At 58.3% G+C, this 15,452-nt stretch carries 16 protein-coding genes; 10 read left to right on the top strand and 6 right to left on the bottom strand.

From position 1 onward, the window contains the following. Positions 1–417 precede the first annotated feature (417 nt). The gene (locus Q2T52_RS17805; protein WP_302078151.1) at positions 418–1,272 is read right to left on the bottom strand and encodes a LysR substrate-binding domain-containing protein; all 855 of its coding nucleotides are present in this window, start codon (positions 1,270–1,272) and stop codon (positions 418–420) included. 152 nt (positions 1,273–1,424) lie between these two features. Here Q2T52_RS17805 and Q2T52_RS17800 point away from each other — a divergent pair, with 152 nt between their 5' ends. Further along, a complete protein-coding gene (locus tag Q2T52_RS17800) occupies positions 1,425–2,270 on the top strand; it encodes an urea carboxylase-associated family protein (RefSeq protein WP_302078150.1) in 846 nt (281 codons plus the stop codon). A gap of 31 nt (positions 2,271–2,301) precedes the next feature. Here the strand turns inward: Q2T52_RS17800 and Q2T52_RS17795 are convergent, their stop codons facing one another. The 4 genes from Q2T52_RS17795 to Q2T52_RS17780 are packed head-to-tail and all read right to left on the bottom strand — an operon-like array spanning position 2,302 to position 5,133. After that, entirely contained in the window at positions 2,302–2,727 is a 426-nt protein-coding gene (locus tag Q2T52_RS17795) for an HIT family protein (protein WP_302078149.1), read from the bottom strand. A gap of 23 nt (positions 2,728–2,750) precedes the next feature. Then, a complete protein-coding gene (locus Q2T52_RS17790) occupies positions 2,751–3,941 on the bottom strand; it encodes a GNAT family N-acetyltransferase (RefSeq protein ID WP_302078148.1) in 1,191 nt (396 codons plus the stop codon). After that, on the bottom strand, positions 3,938–4,666 hold the full coding sequence (locus tag Q2T52_RS17785; RefSeq protein WP_302078147.1) for a glycerophosphodiester phosphodiesterase: 729 nt from the start codon (positions 4,664–4,666) through the stop codon (positions 3,938–3,940). Before Q2T52_RS17785 ends, Q2T52_RS17790 begins: the two co-directional genes overlap by 4 nt. Further along, a complete protein-coding gene (locus tag Q2T52_RS17780) occupies positions 4,663–5,133 on the bottom strand; it encodes a RidA family protein (RefSeq protein ID WP_302078146.1) in 471 nt (156 codons plus the stop codon). Before Q2T52_RS17780 ends, Q2T52_RS17785 begins: the two co-directional genes overlap by 4 nt. Before the next feature lie 154 nt (positions 5,134–5,287). Between Q2T52_RS17780 and Q2T52_RS17775 the strand changes: the two genes are divergently transcribed. Next, positions 5,288–6,121: a cell envelope integrity EipB family protein gene (locus Q2T52_RS17775; protein WP_302078145.1), complete on the top strand. Its 834-nt coding sequence runs from the start codon at positions 5,288–5,290 to the stop codon at positions 6,119–6,121. 18 nt (positions 6,122–6,139) lie between these two features. Here the strand turns inward: Q2T52_RS17775 and Q2T52_RS17770 are convergent, their stop codons facing one another. Then, a complete protein-coding gene (locus Q2T52_RS17770) occupies positions 6,140–6,472 on the bottom strand; it encodes an STY0301 family protein (protein WP_302078144.1) in 333 nt (110 codons plus the stop codon). Positions 6,473–6,741: 269 nt separating this feature from the next. Here Q2T52_RS17770 and rpsB point away from each other — a divergent pair, with 269 nt between their 5' ends. From rpsB to bamA, 8 genes are all read left to right on the top strand, one after another. Continuing rightward, positions 6,742–7,509, top strand: a complete 768-nt coding sequence (gene rpsB, locus Q2T52_RS17765) for a 30S ribosomal protein S2 (protein ID WP_302078143.1) — start codon at positions 6,742–6,744, stop codon at positions 7,507–7,509. Positions 7,510–7,739: 230 nt separating this feature from the next. Then, positions 7,740–8,666: a translation elongation factor Ts gene (gene tsf, locus Q2T52_RS17760; RefSeq protein ID WP_302078141.1), complete on the top strand. Its 927-nt coding sequence runs from the start codon at positions 7,740–7,742 to the stop codon at positions 8,664–8,666. Between the two features lie 100 nt (positions 8,667–8,766). Continuing rightward, entirely contained in the window at positions 8,767–9,489 is a 723-nt protein-coding gene (gene pyrH, locus Q2T52_RS17755) for a UMP kinase (protein ID WP_302078140.1), read from the top strand. Between the two features lie 55 nt (positions 9,490–9,544). After that, positions 9,545–10,105, top strand: a complete 561-nt coding sequence (frr, locus tag Q2T52_RS17750; protein WP_302078138.1) for a ribosome recycling factor — start codon at positions 9,545–9,547, stop codon at positions 10,103–10,105. A gap of 44 nt (positions 10,106–10,149) precedes the next feature. Beyond that, a complete protein-coding gene (locus Q2T52_RS17745) occupies positions 10,150–10,893 on the top strand; it encodes an isoprenyl transferase (RefSeq protein ID WP_302078137.1) in 744 nt (247 codons plus the stop codon). Further along, positions 10,893–11,726, top strand: coding sequence for a phosphatidate cytidylyltransferase (locus tag Q2T52_RS17740; protein ID WP_302078136.1), 834 nt, complete (start codon positions 10,893–10,895; stop codon positions 11,724–11,726). Before Q2T52_RS17745 ends, Q2T52_RS17740 begins: the two co-directional genes overlap by 1 nt. A gap of 67 nt (positions 11,727–11,793) precedes the next feature. Next, entirely contained in the window at positions 11,794–12,915 is a 1,122-nt protein-coding gene (rseP, locus tag Q2T52_RS17735) for an RIP metalloprotease RseP (protein ID WP_302078135.1), read from the top strand. A gap of 196 nt (positions 12,916–13,111) precedes the next feature. Continuing rightward, positions 13,112–15,439, top strand: a complete 2,328-nt coding sequence (bamA, locus tag Q2T52_RS17730) for an outer membrane protein assembly factor BamA (protein ID WP_302078134.1) — start codon at positions 13,112–13,114, stop codon at positions 15,437–15,439. Positions 15,440–15,452 lie beyond the last annotated feature (13 nt).

Below are 15,452 nucleotides of genomic sequence, written 5' to 3'. Positions count from 1 at the left end.
GCAAGAATGGCGGCCTCGCGTTTCACGATCCGTTCCCCACCGCCGGAAGAGGATGGCCGTCCTCTCCGGCGCTTCTTATCTCACCAAGAAGCATGGAAATCATAAGACAAGCATTTCCGGCAAACTCCGGGTCAGTTCTGTTTCACGATTGGCGCGTACGATCCGGTGGTGAAACGGATGAAGTTCGATGCTCATGCATCGGGCGAGACCGGTTCGCCATCGGGCGTCCGCCAATCGGAAACCCCGCCGCGCCGTTTGCCTTTGGCAAACGCGCAAACGGATATATCTGCCGATCGCCTTGCCGCCTCGCAAAAGCGAGGCGGGCGATCGGTGGGACGGGCGCTTTTGCACCGATATCTGCGCCGAGCCACTCGACCGTATCAGGGGATATGCCCTTCGTGTCTCGGCTTGATCTCGTCACAAAATCGCTCCGTCAGAATGATCCCGAGTTTGCCGGAAATGCTCTAGGGCTTGCTCCAGCAGCCAATCTCTCATGAGGCCAGCTTCTGGGCTCGGTTGTTTCCGTTGGAGCAGCCAATAGCCCTGCGCCTGATCGCTGGCCTGTTCGAACAGCAGTATCAGCCTACCCTCTTCGACATCTTTGGAAATCAATGCGATGGGGCAAAGGCCGATTCCCAGTCCAGCCAGCAGCGAGCTGCGAAGCAGATTGAAATCCGCGAAGATCGGACCCTTCTGGGGTGCCGCTTCAACGCCTGCCGCGCGGAACCAGCGTATCCAGCTTTGCTGCGACTGGTCATGCAAAAGCTGCGCGGAAAGCAGATCACGTGGCTCTGCGAATGGGCCATGCTCGCTGATGTAAGCGGGCGAGGCCGCGGGGCGTGTTGCGCCGCTGAGCATCAGCCGAGCCGAAAGCGACGGCTGAGGACCGTGGCAAAGCAAAAGGTCGGTGCCAGCCTCTTCCGCGGTCGTAGCGCCTGCGGAGTAGGTGATCGAGACCTGAATATCAGGATGGCGTCTTTGGAAATCCGGAAGACGTTCTCCCAGCCAGTGGTTCACCACGGACGGAAGCGAGGAAATGGAGACCTGTTTGTCCGGCGCTCTTTTCCGGATGCTCTCTGCGGCGATCGCGATCTTTTCGAGCGCAGACGATACTTCCGCGCCAAAGGTCTTGCCTGTTGCCGTAAGTATCACACCGCGTGGCTTGCGCTCAAAGAGTCGCTGACCAAGCCATTCTTCCAACGTCCGGATTTGCTGGCTGACGGCAGCGGCAGTGGTTCCGAGCTCATTGGCTGCACGGGCAAAACTTTCCAAACGGGCTGCGGATTCAAACGCACAGAGGCAAGGGGCGGGAGCTTCATCACGCTATGGCTAAGCCCAGCTTAGCCATAGTGCAAGAAATTCCATTCTTGTTCGCAGCCGAAAATTGCTCAGACTATGGTCCCGAATGATCGCCGGAGCATGAGATGAAAGCACTTCCGAACCCTCCAGCCGATGCCGAAAACCGGCGCGCCGTGAAGCCTGTTCTGGTTTACCCGAACGGCACCTTGCCCACACCCGACCTTTCCGTCTTGGCCAAGGCGAAAGAGGGCATGCAAAAGGTGGACGAAATTATTGTCCCACCTCGGGATGGCCGCTGCTTCTCCGTTCCCAAGGGGCATTTCTTTCGTATCGTCAGCATTGAGGGGCCGCAGGTCGGCGACCTCAATCTCTGGAACGCGCACGACCTCACCGAACGCTTCTTCAGCGGCAAGACGCGCGCTCTGCATGCGACGCATGTCTCGGTTGGCCATCGCCTGTGGAGCAATCTCCCATCGCTGCGGCCCATGGCGACCATTACGGAAGACACGCTTGCCTGGTATGGCTTTGATGCGGATGGCGGCGGAGTTCACGATGTGATCGGCACGCGATGCGATCCCTACACCAACAAGCTCTTGAGCGGGGGGGATTATCACCACTGCTGCCATTCCAATCTCTGCAATGCGCTGACGAAAGAGCGAGGCCTGAGTTTTCGCGATGCGGAGCCGCATGTGCATGACGTGCTGAACGTCTTCATGTGTACCGGCTTCACACGCGACACGCATCAGTATTTCATGAAGGCGAGCCCCGTCCGGCCCGGGGACTATCTGGAAATGTTCGCGGAGATCGATCTTCTCGGAGGCCTGTCCGCATGCCCCGGGGGTGATTGCAGTGCATCCCATTCCAGCGATGTTGCGGTCTGCCATGCCCTCAAGGTCGAAATTTTCCGACCGGATCTGGAGGTCTTGAGGGATTGGCCATTCCCGGAGCGGAATGCCTATCTCCCGGCCTAAAGAGGAATGGGGGGCGAAAGCCCCCAAGCCATCACAGATAGGACTTTATCTTCTCGGCATGCGCGGCCAGCACTGCATGATCAGCCATCTGGCCTGAATGCGGCTTGAGTGGTTCACCCTCACGGCGCGGCACGATGTGGAAGTGCAGGTGAAAGACGGTCTGGCCAGCGGCTGGTTCGTTGAACTGCGCGATGTATATTCCGTCGGCTTCGAAGGCTTCCTTTGCTGCGACCGCCAGCTTCTGCACGACCGGTAGCAGCTTCGCCAGCACTGCGGGATCGGCATCGAGCAGGTTGCGCGAACCCTGTTTGGGGATAACCAGCAGATGGCCGGGAGCCTGCGGCATCACATCCATGAAGGCCAGCGTGTCTTCATCCTCGTAGACCTTGTGGGAAGGGATCTCTCCCCGCAGGATTTTCGCGAAGATGTTGTTGTCGTCATAGGTCTGGTTGGTCATGGCGCTCCTCGACTAAAAAGCCCTCAATCATGGTCCTGTTGCCGCTCTCCCTTACGGAAGGGGCTGTGCTCGGACAAGTATTCCCCCATATGCTCAACCTCACGCCGCTCGCGGGCGACATAATCGGCAACAGCGCGTCTCAGGCCGGGATGGGGGATGTAATGCGCGGAATGGGTGGTGACGGGCATATAGCCGCGTGCCAGCTTGTGTTCTCCCTGCGCGCCGGCCTCAACCCGCTTCAGCCTGTGGGCAAGCGCGAAATCGATCGCCTGGTGGTAGCAGACCTCGAAATGAAGGAAGGGATGATCCTCGATGCACCCCCAATGGCGACCGAAGAGCACGTCTGAACCGATGAAATTGATGGCGCCCGCGACATAACGCCCGTTCCGCTTGGCCATGACCAGCAGGATATCGTCCGCCATTCGCTCGCCGATCAGCGAATAGAATGAGCGGGTGAGGTAAGGGCGGCCCCATTTGCGGCTGCCGGTATCCATGTAGAAGGTGAAGAACTGGTCCCAGATATCTTCAGTCAAATCCTTGCCGGTCAGCCAGTCGATGCTGATGTCATTCTCTACCGCAGCGCGACGCTCCTTGCGCAGGTTCTTGCGCTTGGAGGAGGAGAGCTGCGCCAGGAATTCCTCGTGGTTCGCATAGCCCTCATTGATGAAATGGAACTGCTGGTCGGTACGATGCAGGAAACCGGCTTCCTCGAAGGCAGGCAGTTCTTCCTCGGGCAGGAAGGTCACGTGCGCGGAAGATATACCCAGCTGCTCGGTGACCTGAGCTAACCCCTCGGCGAGCGCAAGCCGGGTTCCGTCCATATCGAAATCCGCGTTCGCAAGAAGGCGGGGGCCGGTCGCCGGCGTGAATGGAACAGAGCACTGGAGCTTTGGATAATAGCGTCCACCCGCCCGCTCCAGCGCATCCGCCCAGCCATGGTCGAACACATATTCGCCCTGGCTATGGCTTTTCAGATAGGCTGGAATGGCGCCCAGCAATTGACCCTTTTCGTCTTCCAGCAGCAGGTGATGGCCATGCCATCCGGTCTTTGCCGTGGCGGAACCCGAATCCTCCAGTGCCGACAGGAAGGCATGGGACAGGAAGGGATTGTAGGCTGTCGCACCATCGCGCGCCGCACCCGTCAATTTCGCCCATTGAGCCGGATCAATGGAAGAGAAGGACTTTTCGGCGCGGATGGTAAGACTGTCTGTCATGCGGCACTTTCGCGAGGATCGAAGCCTTCGAAGGTCATCTGGTCTGCATGAGTATAGGTATGTGCGCGCGCCTTTTCATCCCTCACCGTCCAGGTAATGACAGGAATCCCACGGCTCTTCTGCGCCTCGATGAAGCTGTTCGGCAGATGCGCCCAATGGTAGGAAATGAAGTTGAGACCAAGCTGCATGGCCTCATCATGCTTGAAGAATTCTTCCGGCGTGTCACCCATGGCCGTCAGGCCGACCGGGTAGGGCGATCCCGCCCGCTTCAGATCCTTCAACAGGTGGTGATCGAAGCTCATCAGCGCGACTTTACCGGTATAGCCTTCCAGGATCTCGAGAACGGTTTCGGCAAAGCCGTCGTCTTCCTCTGCGCTCTGGCCCTTGAGTTCGATGACCAGCGGCACCTTACCCTTGACGAGATCCAGCAACTGCTTGAAGCGCGGAATGCGGTCAGCCGTGCCGCCGATCGTGAGCAGGCCGAGTTCACCGGCGGTACGCTCGCGGACATTGCCGGGGATATTGCAAAGGCGATCCAGCGTGTCGTCATGGAAGACCATGGGCACGCTGTCGGAGGAAAGCTGCAAGTCGCATTCGATGGCGAAGCCTGCTTCGACCGCGCGGGAAAAGGCACTCAGCGTGTTTTCCCAAACCTTCTGGTTCAGGTCGTGATAGCCCCGATGCGCGACGGGAATGTCTTTGATCCAGGATGCGTCGACGGTCATGCTTCGATTTCCATGATGGCGTCGACCTCGACGGCTGCGTTGAAAGGCAGGGCGGCCATGCCGACGGCGGCGCGCGCATGCTTTCCAGCCTCGCCAAGGACATTGGCGACGAGGTTCGAGGCGCCGTTCATCACGACATGCTGTTCGACAAAGCCGGGCGCGGAGGCGATAAAGCCGTTCAGCTTGAGCACGCGTCGGATCTTGCCGAGATCTCCGCCAAGGGCAGCCTTGGCTTGCGCCAGAATATTGATCGCGCAGAGTTCAGCCGCACGCTGTGCGGAAGCAACATCCACATCCTTGCCGACGAGGCCGGTGACGGCCACCTTTCCGGCTTCCATCGGCAGCTGACCGGAGATGTAGAGCGTGTTGCCGCTGATCGTGTAGGGCACATAATTGGCGGCCGGGGCCGCAGCCACCGGTAGCTCAATCCCCAGCTCATTCAGCCGTGCGTCGATCGATTGTGACATTTCGTTCTCCGGTTTGATTGTCAATTGGTCTAAATTCCGTCATTCATGACGCTAGGGTGATCATGCCTGCAATGGCATGATTGGATCATCACTCTAAGCATCGCTCGATGGCGTTCTTACAACAATGCCGGTTGAGTCCCATAGGAGATTGTGGATGTTGCGACCCCTGCTCGGAGCCGCCCTTATTGCCGGTTCCGTCGTGAGCCCCGCCTGGAGCTCAAGCCCGGCGATTGAAGCCGCCAAGGTGTTGATTCCACATCGGGCCGTCTACGAACTGAAGCTGAAGAATGCTTCCGATCGCGCCGGTATCGAAGGCATGACCGGCCGTATGGTCTATGAGTTTTCCGGCTCGGCCTGCGCCGGCTTCACGACAAATTTCCGCTTTGTGACGCGCGTCGATATGGGTGAGCAGATGCGGCTCACCGACCAGCAGACGACAACTTTCGAAAATGCCAATGCGGGTGAATTCCGTTTCGAGACGAAGTCGTTTACCGACGAACAATTGGACAAGCAGGTGGCGGGTTCTGCCAAGGAGGATGCCAATGCCCTGAAGGTGGCGCTGGCAAAGCCTGACACGCGTGAAGTGCAACTGACGCCCTCCAAGTTCCCGACGCAACATATGCTTGAGGTCATCGACAATGCGAGGAAGGGCAACCGCTTTTTCGAGCAGCGCATTTTCGACGGGTCGGAAGACGGCGATCAGAGCCTTCTGACAAGCACCATCATTGGCGCGCAGCAGCAGCCGAAGCCTGACGATGCCGATGCGGGGCAGGCGGGCGAGTTTGCCAAGAAGCCCTATTGGCCGGTGACGATGGCCTACTACAACGATGACGGAAAGACCGACGAACTGCCGGTCTACCGCATGTCGTTCAAGCTTTACGACAATGGCATTACCCGCGATCTCACCATGGACTATGGCGATTTCGTGCTGTCGGGTACGCTGACCAAGCTGGAGCTTCTCGACAAGGGGCAGGAGACCTGCCGCTAAGTGCTAGGCGGCAGCGCTTCACGTGCAGGTGAAGCGCGCGCCGTCCTTGTTGCCGCTCACGAACTCGCAGGTCTTGACGCGATTCGGCAGCGACAGCTTTTCGACCTTGCCGTTCTTATATTGGCATTCAACGTTGACGATCCGTTTTTCGTCATAAATGCCGGACACATACCAGATAGCGCTGTTCTTCTTGTTGCTGTCAGGGACAAGCACCACATTGTCCTCGAAAGGTCCGTCATAGACGCTGACCTGCGTGAGTGGATTACCTGGCTGGGGAGGACAGCCCGAGGGTGCGGCGACAGCTGCATTCGTTGCCGCAAGAAGAATGGTAATTATGATTGCTAAGCGCATCTCATTCTCCCTGTTAAAGTCCATGCAAACTTTGCCCGACAAAGGCCAAAAGTAAACTCAGGGCTCGGAAAGGGATAGAAAGCTCGGATTTATGACAGCATGCCCTGCCGCGGGGGTTGCTTTTCTTGGACGATGCGGTTATGCGCAGCCCATTCCACACGCGAAGCTTGGGATTGACCGGGAGAAATCCGGCCCGTTCCGCCGGTGGTTGCCTGATCAGGTAACTGTTCGCTTCGCGGGGGTTAAACCGGAAACAAGGAGAAAAAGGCATGGCATTGCCTGATTTCAGCATGCGTCAGCTTCTGGAAGCTGGCGTTCACTTCGGTCACCAGACGCACCGCTGGAACCCGAAGATGAAGCCGTACATCTTCGGCGATCGTAACAACATCCACATCATCGACCTGGCTCAGACCGTTCCGATGCTGTCGCGCGCCCTGCAGGTCGTGTCCGACACGGTTGCTCGTGGCGGCCGCGTTCTGTTCGTTGGCACCAAGCGTCAGGCTTCCGAGCTGATCGCTGACTCCGCCAAGCGTTCGGCCCAGTACTACGTCAACTCCCGCTGGCTTGGCGGTATGATGACGAACTGGAAGACCATTTCGAACTCGATCCAGCGTCTGCGCAAGCTCGATGAAATCCTGGCTTCCGAGGCCCAGGGCTTCACCAAGAAGGAGCGTCTGAACCTGGAGCGTGAGCGCGAGAAGCTTGACAAGGCTCTCGGCGGTATCCGCGACATGGGCGGCACCCCTGACCTGATGTTCATCATCGACACCAACAAGGAAAAGATCGCGATCGACGAAGCCAAGCGCCTGGGTATCCCGGTCGTTGCCATCATCGACTCGAACTGCGATCCGGACCTGATCGACTTCCCGATCCCCGGCAACGACGACGCTTCGCGCGCCATCGCTCTGTACTGCGACCTGATCGCGCGCGCTGCCATCGACGGCATTGCTCGCCAGCAGGGCGCTTCCGGTCGTGACCTCGGCGCTTCCGCTGAAGGCCCGATCGAGCCGGCTCTTGAAGAAGAAGCTGGCGCCTGATTGGTGACTGAGGTGGAATCGGCCACCTAGACTGATCTTTGTGAGGCCGCCTCGGGCGGCCTCCATATTAAAGGCGTCCGGCGCCGGTGGAATTTGTCTTCCGCCACAGTCGCGTGAAGTTTCCCCGACGCCTGTTCATCACGCTGTCATACTTCCGGGTACATTCGTGCCCCAAACGGTCGCAAGCCTTGCGAATCTTGGCAGGCGCATCCCATCGAATAGAGGCAAACATGAGCGAAATCACTGCAGCACTGGTTAAGGAACTGCGCGAAAAGTCTGGCGCAGGCATGATGGATTGCAAGAAGGCTCTCACCGAGACCAATGGTGACATCGAAGCAGCCATCGACTGGCTGCGCGCAAAGGGTATCGCCAAGGCTGACAAGAAGTCTGGCCGTACCGCCGCTGAAGGTCTGATCGGTATCGCCGGCGCCGGCCACAAGGCTGTCGTGATCGAGTTGAACTCCGAGACCGACTTCGTTGCCCGTAACGATGCGTTCCAGGATCTCGTTCGCGGCATTGCGAATGTTGCTCTCGGCACCGACGGCACTGTCGATGCGATTGCTGCCGCCAACTACCCGGCAACCGGCAAGTCCGTTGCCGATTCCGTCAAGGATGCGATCGCAACGATCGGCGAAAACATGACGCTGCGTCGCGCCGCTCTGCTGGAAGTCCCACACGGTGTTGTTGCGACCTACATCCACAACGCTGCCGGCGACGGCATTGGTAAGCTCGGCGTTCTGGTTGCCCTGAAGTCGGAAGGCGACAAGGCTGTTCTGACTTCGATCGGTCGTCAGGTTGCCATGCACATTGCTGCGACCAATCCGCTCGCCATTCGCGCTGAAGAAGTTGACGCTGCTGTTGCAGAACGCGAGCGCAACGTATTCATCGAGCAGTCCCGCGCTTCCGGCAAGCCGGATGCCATCATCGAAAAGATGGTTGATGGCCGTATGCGCAAGTTCTTCGAAGAAGTTGCCCTTCTTTCGCAGGCTTTCGTCATCAACCCTGACCAGACGGTTGGTGAAGCTGTGAAGGCTGCCGAGAAGGAAGCCGGCGCTTCGATCGAAGTGGTTGGCATGGCTCGCCTGCTGCTCGGCGAAGGCGTTGAAAAGGAAGAAACCGATTTCGCGGCTGAAGTTGCCGCTGCTGTAAAGCACTAATCGGTCATCCCCGTAAAACTTTTGAATTTGAAGGGCATCGCGTGACAATGCGGTGCCCTTCGTGTATCGGGCACACGGTGCGATCCTCGAAGGAGTTTCCATGTCTTCCCAGCCCATTTACAAACGCGTGCTTCTCAAGGTCTCCGGTGAGGCCCTGATGGGGAGCCAAGGCTTCGGCATTGATGTGGCCGTAGCAGACCGCATAGCGGATGATATAGCGCAAGCCGTCCGCATGGGGGTGGAAGTTGGCCTCGTCGTTGGCGGCGGCAACATTTTCCGCGGCGTGGCCGTGGCCTCCAAGGGTGGCGACCGGGTGACCGGCGACCACATGGGCATGCTGGCAACCGTCATCAACGCGCTTGCGCTCGCGACCTCGCTGCGCAAGCTCGATATCGAGGTTGTTGTTCTTTCGGCCATCGCCATGCCGGAAATCTGCGAAAGCTTCTCCCAGCGGCGCACTCTGCATCACATGGCTCAGGGCCGCGTGGTGATCTTTGCAGGCGGTACCGGCAATCCGTTCTTCACGACCGACTCAGCGGGCGCACTGCGTGCCGCCGAAATCGGCGCTGAAGCCATCTTCAAGGGAACCCAGGTCGACGGCATCTATTCCGCCGATCCCAAGAAGGACCCGAATGCGACCAGGTTCGAGACGCTGACGCATAGCGAGGTGCTTGAAAAGGGTTTGGCCGTGATGGACGTTGCAGCGGTCGCTCTCGCCCGCGAAAATGCCATCCCGATCATCGTTTTCTCCATCCACGAAAAGGGTGGTTTCGGCGCAATCTTGACTGGCGGTGGCCGCAAGACCATCGTGACCGACAACTGACGCGACGAGGGCCGTCGGCGGCCCAATCAAGCGCGGAGATATAGGGAGTATATTCATGAGTGGACCCGTCGATCTCAACGACATCAAGCGCCGTATGGATGGCGCCATCACGGCTTTCAAAAGCGACATCGCGTCGCTGCGCACCGGCCGGGCTTCTGCCAACATTCTCGATCCTATCACGGTCGAAGCTTATGGTTCGCGCGTGCCGCTGAACCAGGTTGCCAACATCTCTGTGCCGGAGCCGCGCATGCTGTCGGTCTCTGTCTGGGACAAGCAGATGGTTGGAGCAGTGGACCGCGGTATTCGCGAATCGAATCTTGGTCTTAACCCGATCATGGACGGTCAGAACCTGCGTATACCGCTGCCGGAACTGAACGAGGAGCGCCGCAAGTCGCTGGTGAAGGTCGCACATGACTATGCCGAAAAGGCCAAGGTTGCGGCCCGTCACGTTCGCCGTGATGGCATGGATGCCCTGAAAAAGGCGGAAAAGGACGGAACACTCGGTCAGGACGACAGCCGGGCTCAGTCGGAAAAAGTTCAAAAGATGACTGATGATACGATTTCCGAAGTCGATCGCTTGCTTGCCGAGAAGGAAAAGGAAATCATGCAGGTCTAAGGGAAGGCTTGCCACCCTTTTCTGGATCAGCGATCGGATCGTCCATGGTAGCCGAAGAACTCCCTGTCATCCCGCAGCATGTTGCCATCATCATGGATGGCAATGGGCGTTGGGCGAATGAACGTGGTCTGCCGCGCACCATGGGCCATACCAAGGGCGTTGAAGCGGTGCGCCACACTGTGCGCGCCGCCGGTGATCTCGGCATTCGCTACCTAACTCTGTTCGCATTTTCATCGGAGAACTGGACGCGTCCTGAGGCGGAAGTGTCCGATCTGATGGGCTTGTTGCGGCGTTTCATCCGCCGCGACCTTGCGGAACTTCACCGCGAAAACGTGCGCATTCGCGTCATTGGTGACCGCGAACATCTGCGCGGCGACATCCTGCCGCTGCTTTTGGAGGCGGAGGAGACGACGCGCAACAATACTGCGCTGACACTCGTCATCGCCTTCAATTATGGATCGCGGGACGAAATCACACGGGCGATGGCAAGCCTCGCACGCAAGGTTCAGGCAGGTCTTCTGGGACCAGACGAGATCACCATGGATCTCATATCCGCCCATCTGGATACGGCGGATATCCCGGACCCTGATCTGATCATCCGCACCAGCGGCGAAGAGCGTCTCTCGAATTTCCTTTTGTGGCAGGCGGCTTATGCCGAGTTCGTTTTCATTCCGGATTATTGGCCCGACTTCGATCGGCAGATGCTGGTCTCAGCCTTGAAAACCTATGCTGCACGTGACCGCCGTTTCGGCGGCCTGTCCAGCCCGCCCGCCGCGGTGGCCGGCTGATGTCGACGGAACTTCGACTTCGCATCATTTCTGGAATCATCCTTGCCATTGTCACCCTTGGGGCAACCTGGTTAGGGGGCATCGCCTTCCGTGCGCTGGCTGGTTTGATCTGCGTGCTGATATACTACGAGTGGTCGAATATGACCCGGCTCGCGGAGAAGGATTATCGCGGCTTTGCGTTTGGGTGGCTCGCTTCAGCAGCGGTCGCCCTCAATCTCGTCGCGGGCGATCAGGGTCTGGGTGTGCCTCTGGTGGGCGGCTTCACGCTCACGGCGCTGCTCATCACCTGGGTTCGAAAAGGCACGGGCTGGCTACCTTCCGGTATCCTCTATTCCGGCTTGAGCGGCATCTCCCTTGCAGCCATCCGCGATGGTGATCAACCCGGCTTGGTGGCCATGCTCTATGTCTTCGCGATCGTCTGGGCCACCGACATCCTCGCCTATTTCGTCGGGCGCCGGATTGGCGGACCGAAGCTTGCACCACGCATCTCTCCCGGCAAGACCTGGTCTGGCGCGATCGGTGGTACGATGTCCGGTGTGATCGCCGGCTGTGCTGTATCGCTGGCCCATTTTCCCGGACTGTCGATCAGAACGGTGGTGTTGGCTTTTGTCTTGTCGGTTGCAAGTCAGGCGGGTGATCTTTTTGAATCTTTCATCAAGCGACGCTTCGGGGTCAAAGATTCCAGCCATCTGATTCCTGGCCATGGCGGCGTGATGGACAGAGTCGATGGCCTCGTTTTTGCCTGCTTTGCCGCTTTTCTTCTGGCAATTCTTCATGCAGCATGGTCAACAGGTGGCGGTACATCAGTCGCTGCCTATGTATTTGGGCTGTAACGGGAGCCTTGACTGCGTCCGGGTCGTGGGCGGGAATAGGCTGTAGAGCAGCGGAACGGAAGCATTGATGGCGATCTTGGGTGTAATCACAGGTTATCTCATTCCCTTTATTCTCGTGCTGTCACTGCTCGTTTTCGTGCATGAGATGGGGCACTATCTTGTCGGGCGCTGGAGTGGCATCCGTGTTACGGCCTTCTCCATCGGCTTTGGCCCGGAGATCGCCGGTTTTACTGATGGACATGGCACGCGCTGGAAATTGTCGCTGATTCCGCTTGGTGGCTATGTGCGTTTCTTCGGAGATGAGGATGCTTCGAGCCGCCCCGATGCCGCCGGCCTCAAATTTCTGACGCCGGAGGAGAGGGCCCAGACTCTGGCTGGTGCCAAGCTGTGGAAGCGGGCCGCAACCGTCGCTGCCGGGCCTATCGCAAACTTCCTTCTGGCGATCGTCATCTTTGCGGTTCTCTTCTCAGTCTACGGCCGTGTGGTTGCTGATCCCGTGGTCGCAGAAGTACGTCCCGAGAGTGCGGCGGCTGCAGCCGGTGTCCAGCCAGGCGACCGGCTCATTGCGCTGGATGGCTCTACCATTCGCACCTTCGATGATGTGCGACGCTATGTAAGCATTCGTCCGGAAACGCCGATTGTGGTGACCATCGAGCGTGAAGGTCACAAGCTCGACCTTTCGATGGTGCCGAAGCGCACTGAAATCACCGACCAGTTCGGCAACAAGGTCGAAATGGGCTTGATTGGCATCGTGACCAACGAGGAAAAGGGCAAGTTCCGCGTTGAGAAATTTTCGCCTGTACAGGCTGTTGCCGAGGGCGTGACCGAGACCGGCCATATTGTCAGCGGTACGTTCCGCTACATCGGCAACCTGGTCACGGGCCGCATGAAGGCTGATCAATTGGGCGGCCCGGTACGCGTCGCCCAGGCATCCGGCCAGATGGCAACCCTTGGCATTGCCGCTGTTATTCAGCTCGCGGCGGTGCTGTCCGTCTCGATCGGTCTGTTGAACCTGATGCCGGTACCCGTGCTCGACGGTGGGCATCTTGTTTTCTATGCAATCGAAGCCATTCGTGGAAAACCATTGGGTGCCGGTGCGCAAGATGTTGCATTCCGCATCGGATTGGCCATGGTGCTCAGCCTGATGGTCTTCGCCACATGGAACGACATTACCAACCTCATTGGTTAATGTACTGAATTGGTACGTAAACCAACTGTTTACCCTGTTGAGAGATCGCCGTGGCGATTGGGTCACGCCTCATAAGGAAGTAAATAGAAATTAACGGGATGCCTTGCTTGTAGGGCAAAAGCAGGTAAAACGACACACGTGGCCGGAGTCGGGTTCCGCCCCGCCGAGGGACAACGGGAAAAGGTAAGAATTGAAAATGAAAGCTGGTTCAAAGTTTTTGAACGCAGTGTCGGCGTTCGCGCTGTCTGCTGGTGTGGTTGCTTCGGGTGCAAGCGTCGTTGTTCTTGCCTCCCCAATGGCCGCACAGGCCGCTGTCATCCAGCGCGTTGAAGTGCGTGGCGCACAGCGTGCCGGCCAGGAAGCGGTTCGCTCAAATCTCACAATCCGTCCCGGTGTCGCATTCTCGAATTCGGACATCGATGACTCGGTCAAGAAGCTTTATGGCACCGGGTACTTCTCCGATGTGAAGATCAACGTCTCCGGCAGCACCCTGGTCGTGACGGTCAGTGAGGCGATGCTGGTCAATCAGGTCGTCTTCAATGGCAACCGGAAGATCAAGGACGACAAGCTACAGACTGTTGTTCAGACGCAGCCACTTGGTCCCTACAGCGAAGCGATCGTCAAGGCTGACATCGAACGCCTGAAAGAGGCCTACAAGGCGATCGGTCGCAGCGATGTGCAGATCACGACGCAGACTGCATCTGTCGGTCAGGGTCGCATCAATCTGGCCTTCGTTATCAACGAAGGTGACCGCACCAAGATTGCCGATATCAATTTTGTGGGCAATCAGGCTTACAGCGCGAGCCGACTTCATGATGTTCTCATCACGAAGGAATCGGGCCCGCTGTCCTTCCTGACCCGCAAGGATGTTTACAGCGAAGACAAGCTGCGCGCCGATGAGGATGCGCTGCGCCAGTTCTACTACAGCCATGGCTATCCGGACTTCCGCGTGGTCTCGTCCAATGCTGTTCTGAACGAAAGCAAGAACGAGTACACGCTGACCTTTACGGTTGAGGAAGGTCCTCGCTACCGCTTCGGCGACGTCAATGTCGAATCGACTGTGCAGGGCATCAGCGCGGATGATCTGAAGGGTCTGGTTCAGACCCGCTCGGGCGACACCTACAATTCGAAGCAGATTCAGAAGTCGATCGAGGCTATCTCGAAGAAGGTGGCCGAGGCTGGTTATCCCTTCGCACGCGTAACGCCGCGTGGCGATCGTAACTTCCAGACCAGTACGGTCGGTGTGACCTATCTCGTCGATCAGGGCGAGCGCGCTTACGTTGAACGTATCGAAATTCGTGGCAACACCCGTACGCGTGACTACGTCATTCGTCGCGAGTTTGATCTGAGCGAAGGCGATGCCTTCAATCAGCAGATGATCACGCGTGCCAAGCGTCGTCTTGAAGCGCTCGGCTATTTCTCGAAGGTCAACATCAGCACGCAGCAGGGCTCTTCGCCTGACCGCGTTGTGATTGTGGTCGATGTCGAGGATCAGTCGACCGGTTCGTTCGGTATCGGTGTCGGCTATGCAGCGGACAACGGCGTCGTGCTCGAAGCTTCGGTTGAAGAAAAGAACTTCCTCGGTCGCGGTCAGTATATCCGCGTGGCGGCCGGTGGTGGTCTCGATAACGCACGTACCTACTCCTTGAACTTCACGGAGCCCTACTTCCTCGGCTATCGCCTTGCGGCTGGCTTCGACGTGTTCAAGAGCCAGACTGCATCGCACGACTACTACAAGTACACGGAACAGGGCTTCACGCTGCGCGTAACCGCTCCGATCACGGAAGATCTGGCGACGACGTTCCGGTATAACTACAAGGAATTCAACTACAGCGGTCGCGACAGCTGGCAGGGCAATCTGTCTCAGCCTTATCTCGACCTCATCAACGGCGGCACCTATGTTCAGTCGTCGATCTCGCAGACTCTGACCTACAACACGCTGGATAGCAGCACGCTGCCGCGTGAGGGTATCTATGCAAGCTTGACGCACGAATTCGCGGGTCTCGGCGGCGACTCCGAATTCTACAAGATCTACGGTCGTGCGCGTTACTTCCACCTTCTGTCGGATGAGATGGATCTGGTTGGCTCGATCGCGGTCAGCGCCGGTCACGTAGTTGCAACGGGTGACCACCTGAATGTCTTCGACCAGTTCACGCTGGGTGGCCGTCAGATCCGCGGTTTTGAGAGCGATGGTATCGGTCCGCGTATGCCGAATGGCGATACGCTGGGTGGTACGACCTATTTCACGGCGTCTGCTGAAGTGAACTTCCCGATGCCGGGCCTGCCGGAAGACGCCGGCCTGCGCGGTGCGGTGTTCGCCGACGCTGGTTCGCTCTATGGCAACGACGTTCCGAACAGCGCTGGTGCACTTGGCACGGACAGCTCGTTGCGTGCATCCGTTGGTGCTGGCATCACTTGGGCGTCGCCATTCGGTGCTTTGCGCTTCGACTACGCCGTGCCGGTTGCGAAGGAAAGCTACGACAGGGAACAGCGGTTCCGCTTCAGCATGGCGAACCAGTTCTAACGTCTGAACCGAC

The sequence above is a fragment of the Rhizobium oryzicola genome, assembly GCF_030504645.1.
Classification (GTDB): domain Bacteria; phylum Pseudomonadota; class Alphaproteobacteria; order Rhizobiales; family Rhizobiaceae; genus Neorhizobium; species Neorhizobium oryzicola.
This window is presented reverse-complemented; position numbering and strand designations above follow the sequence as displayed.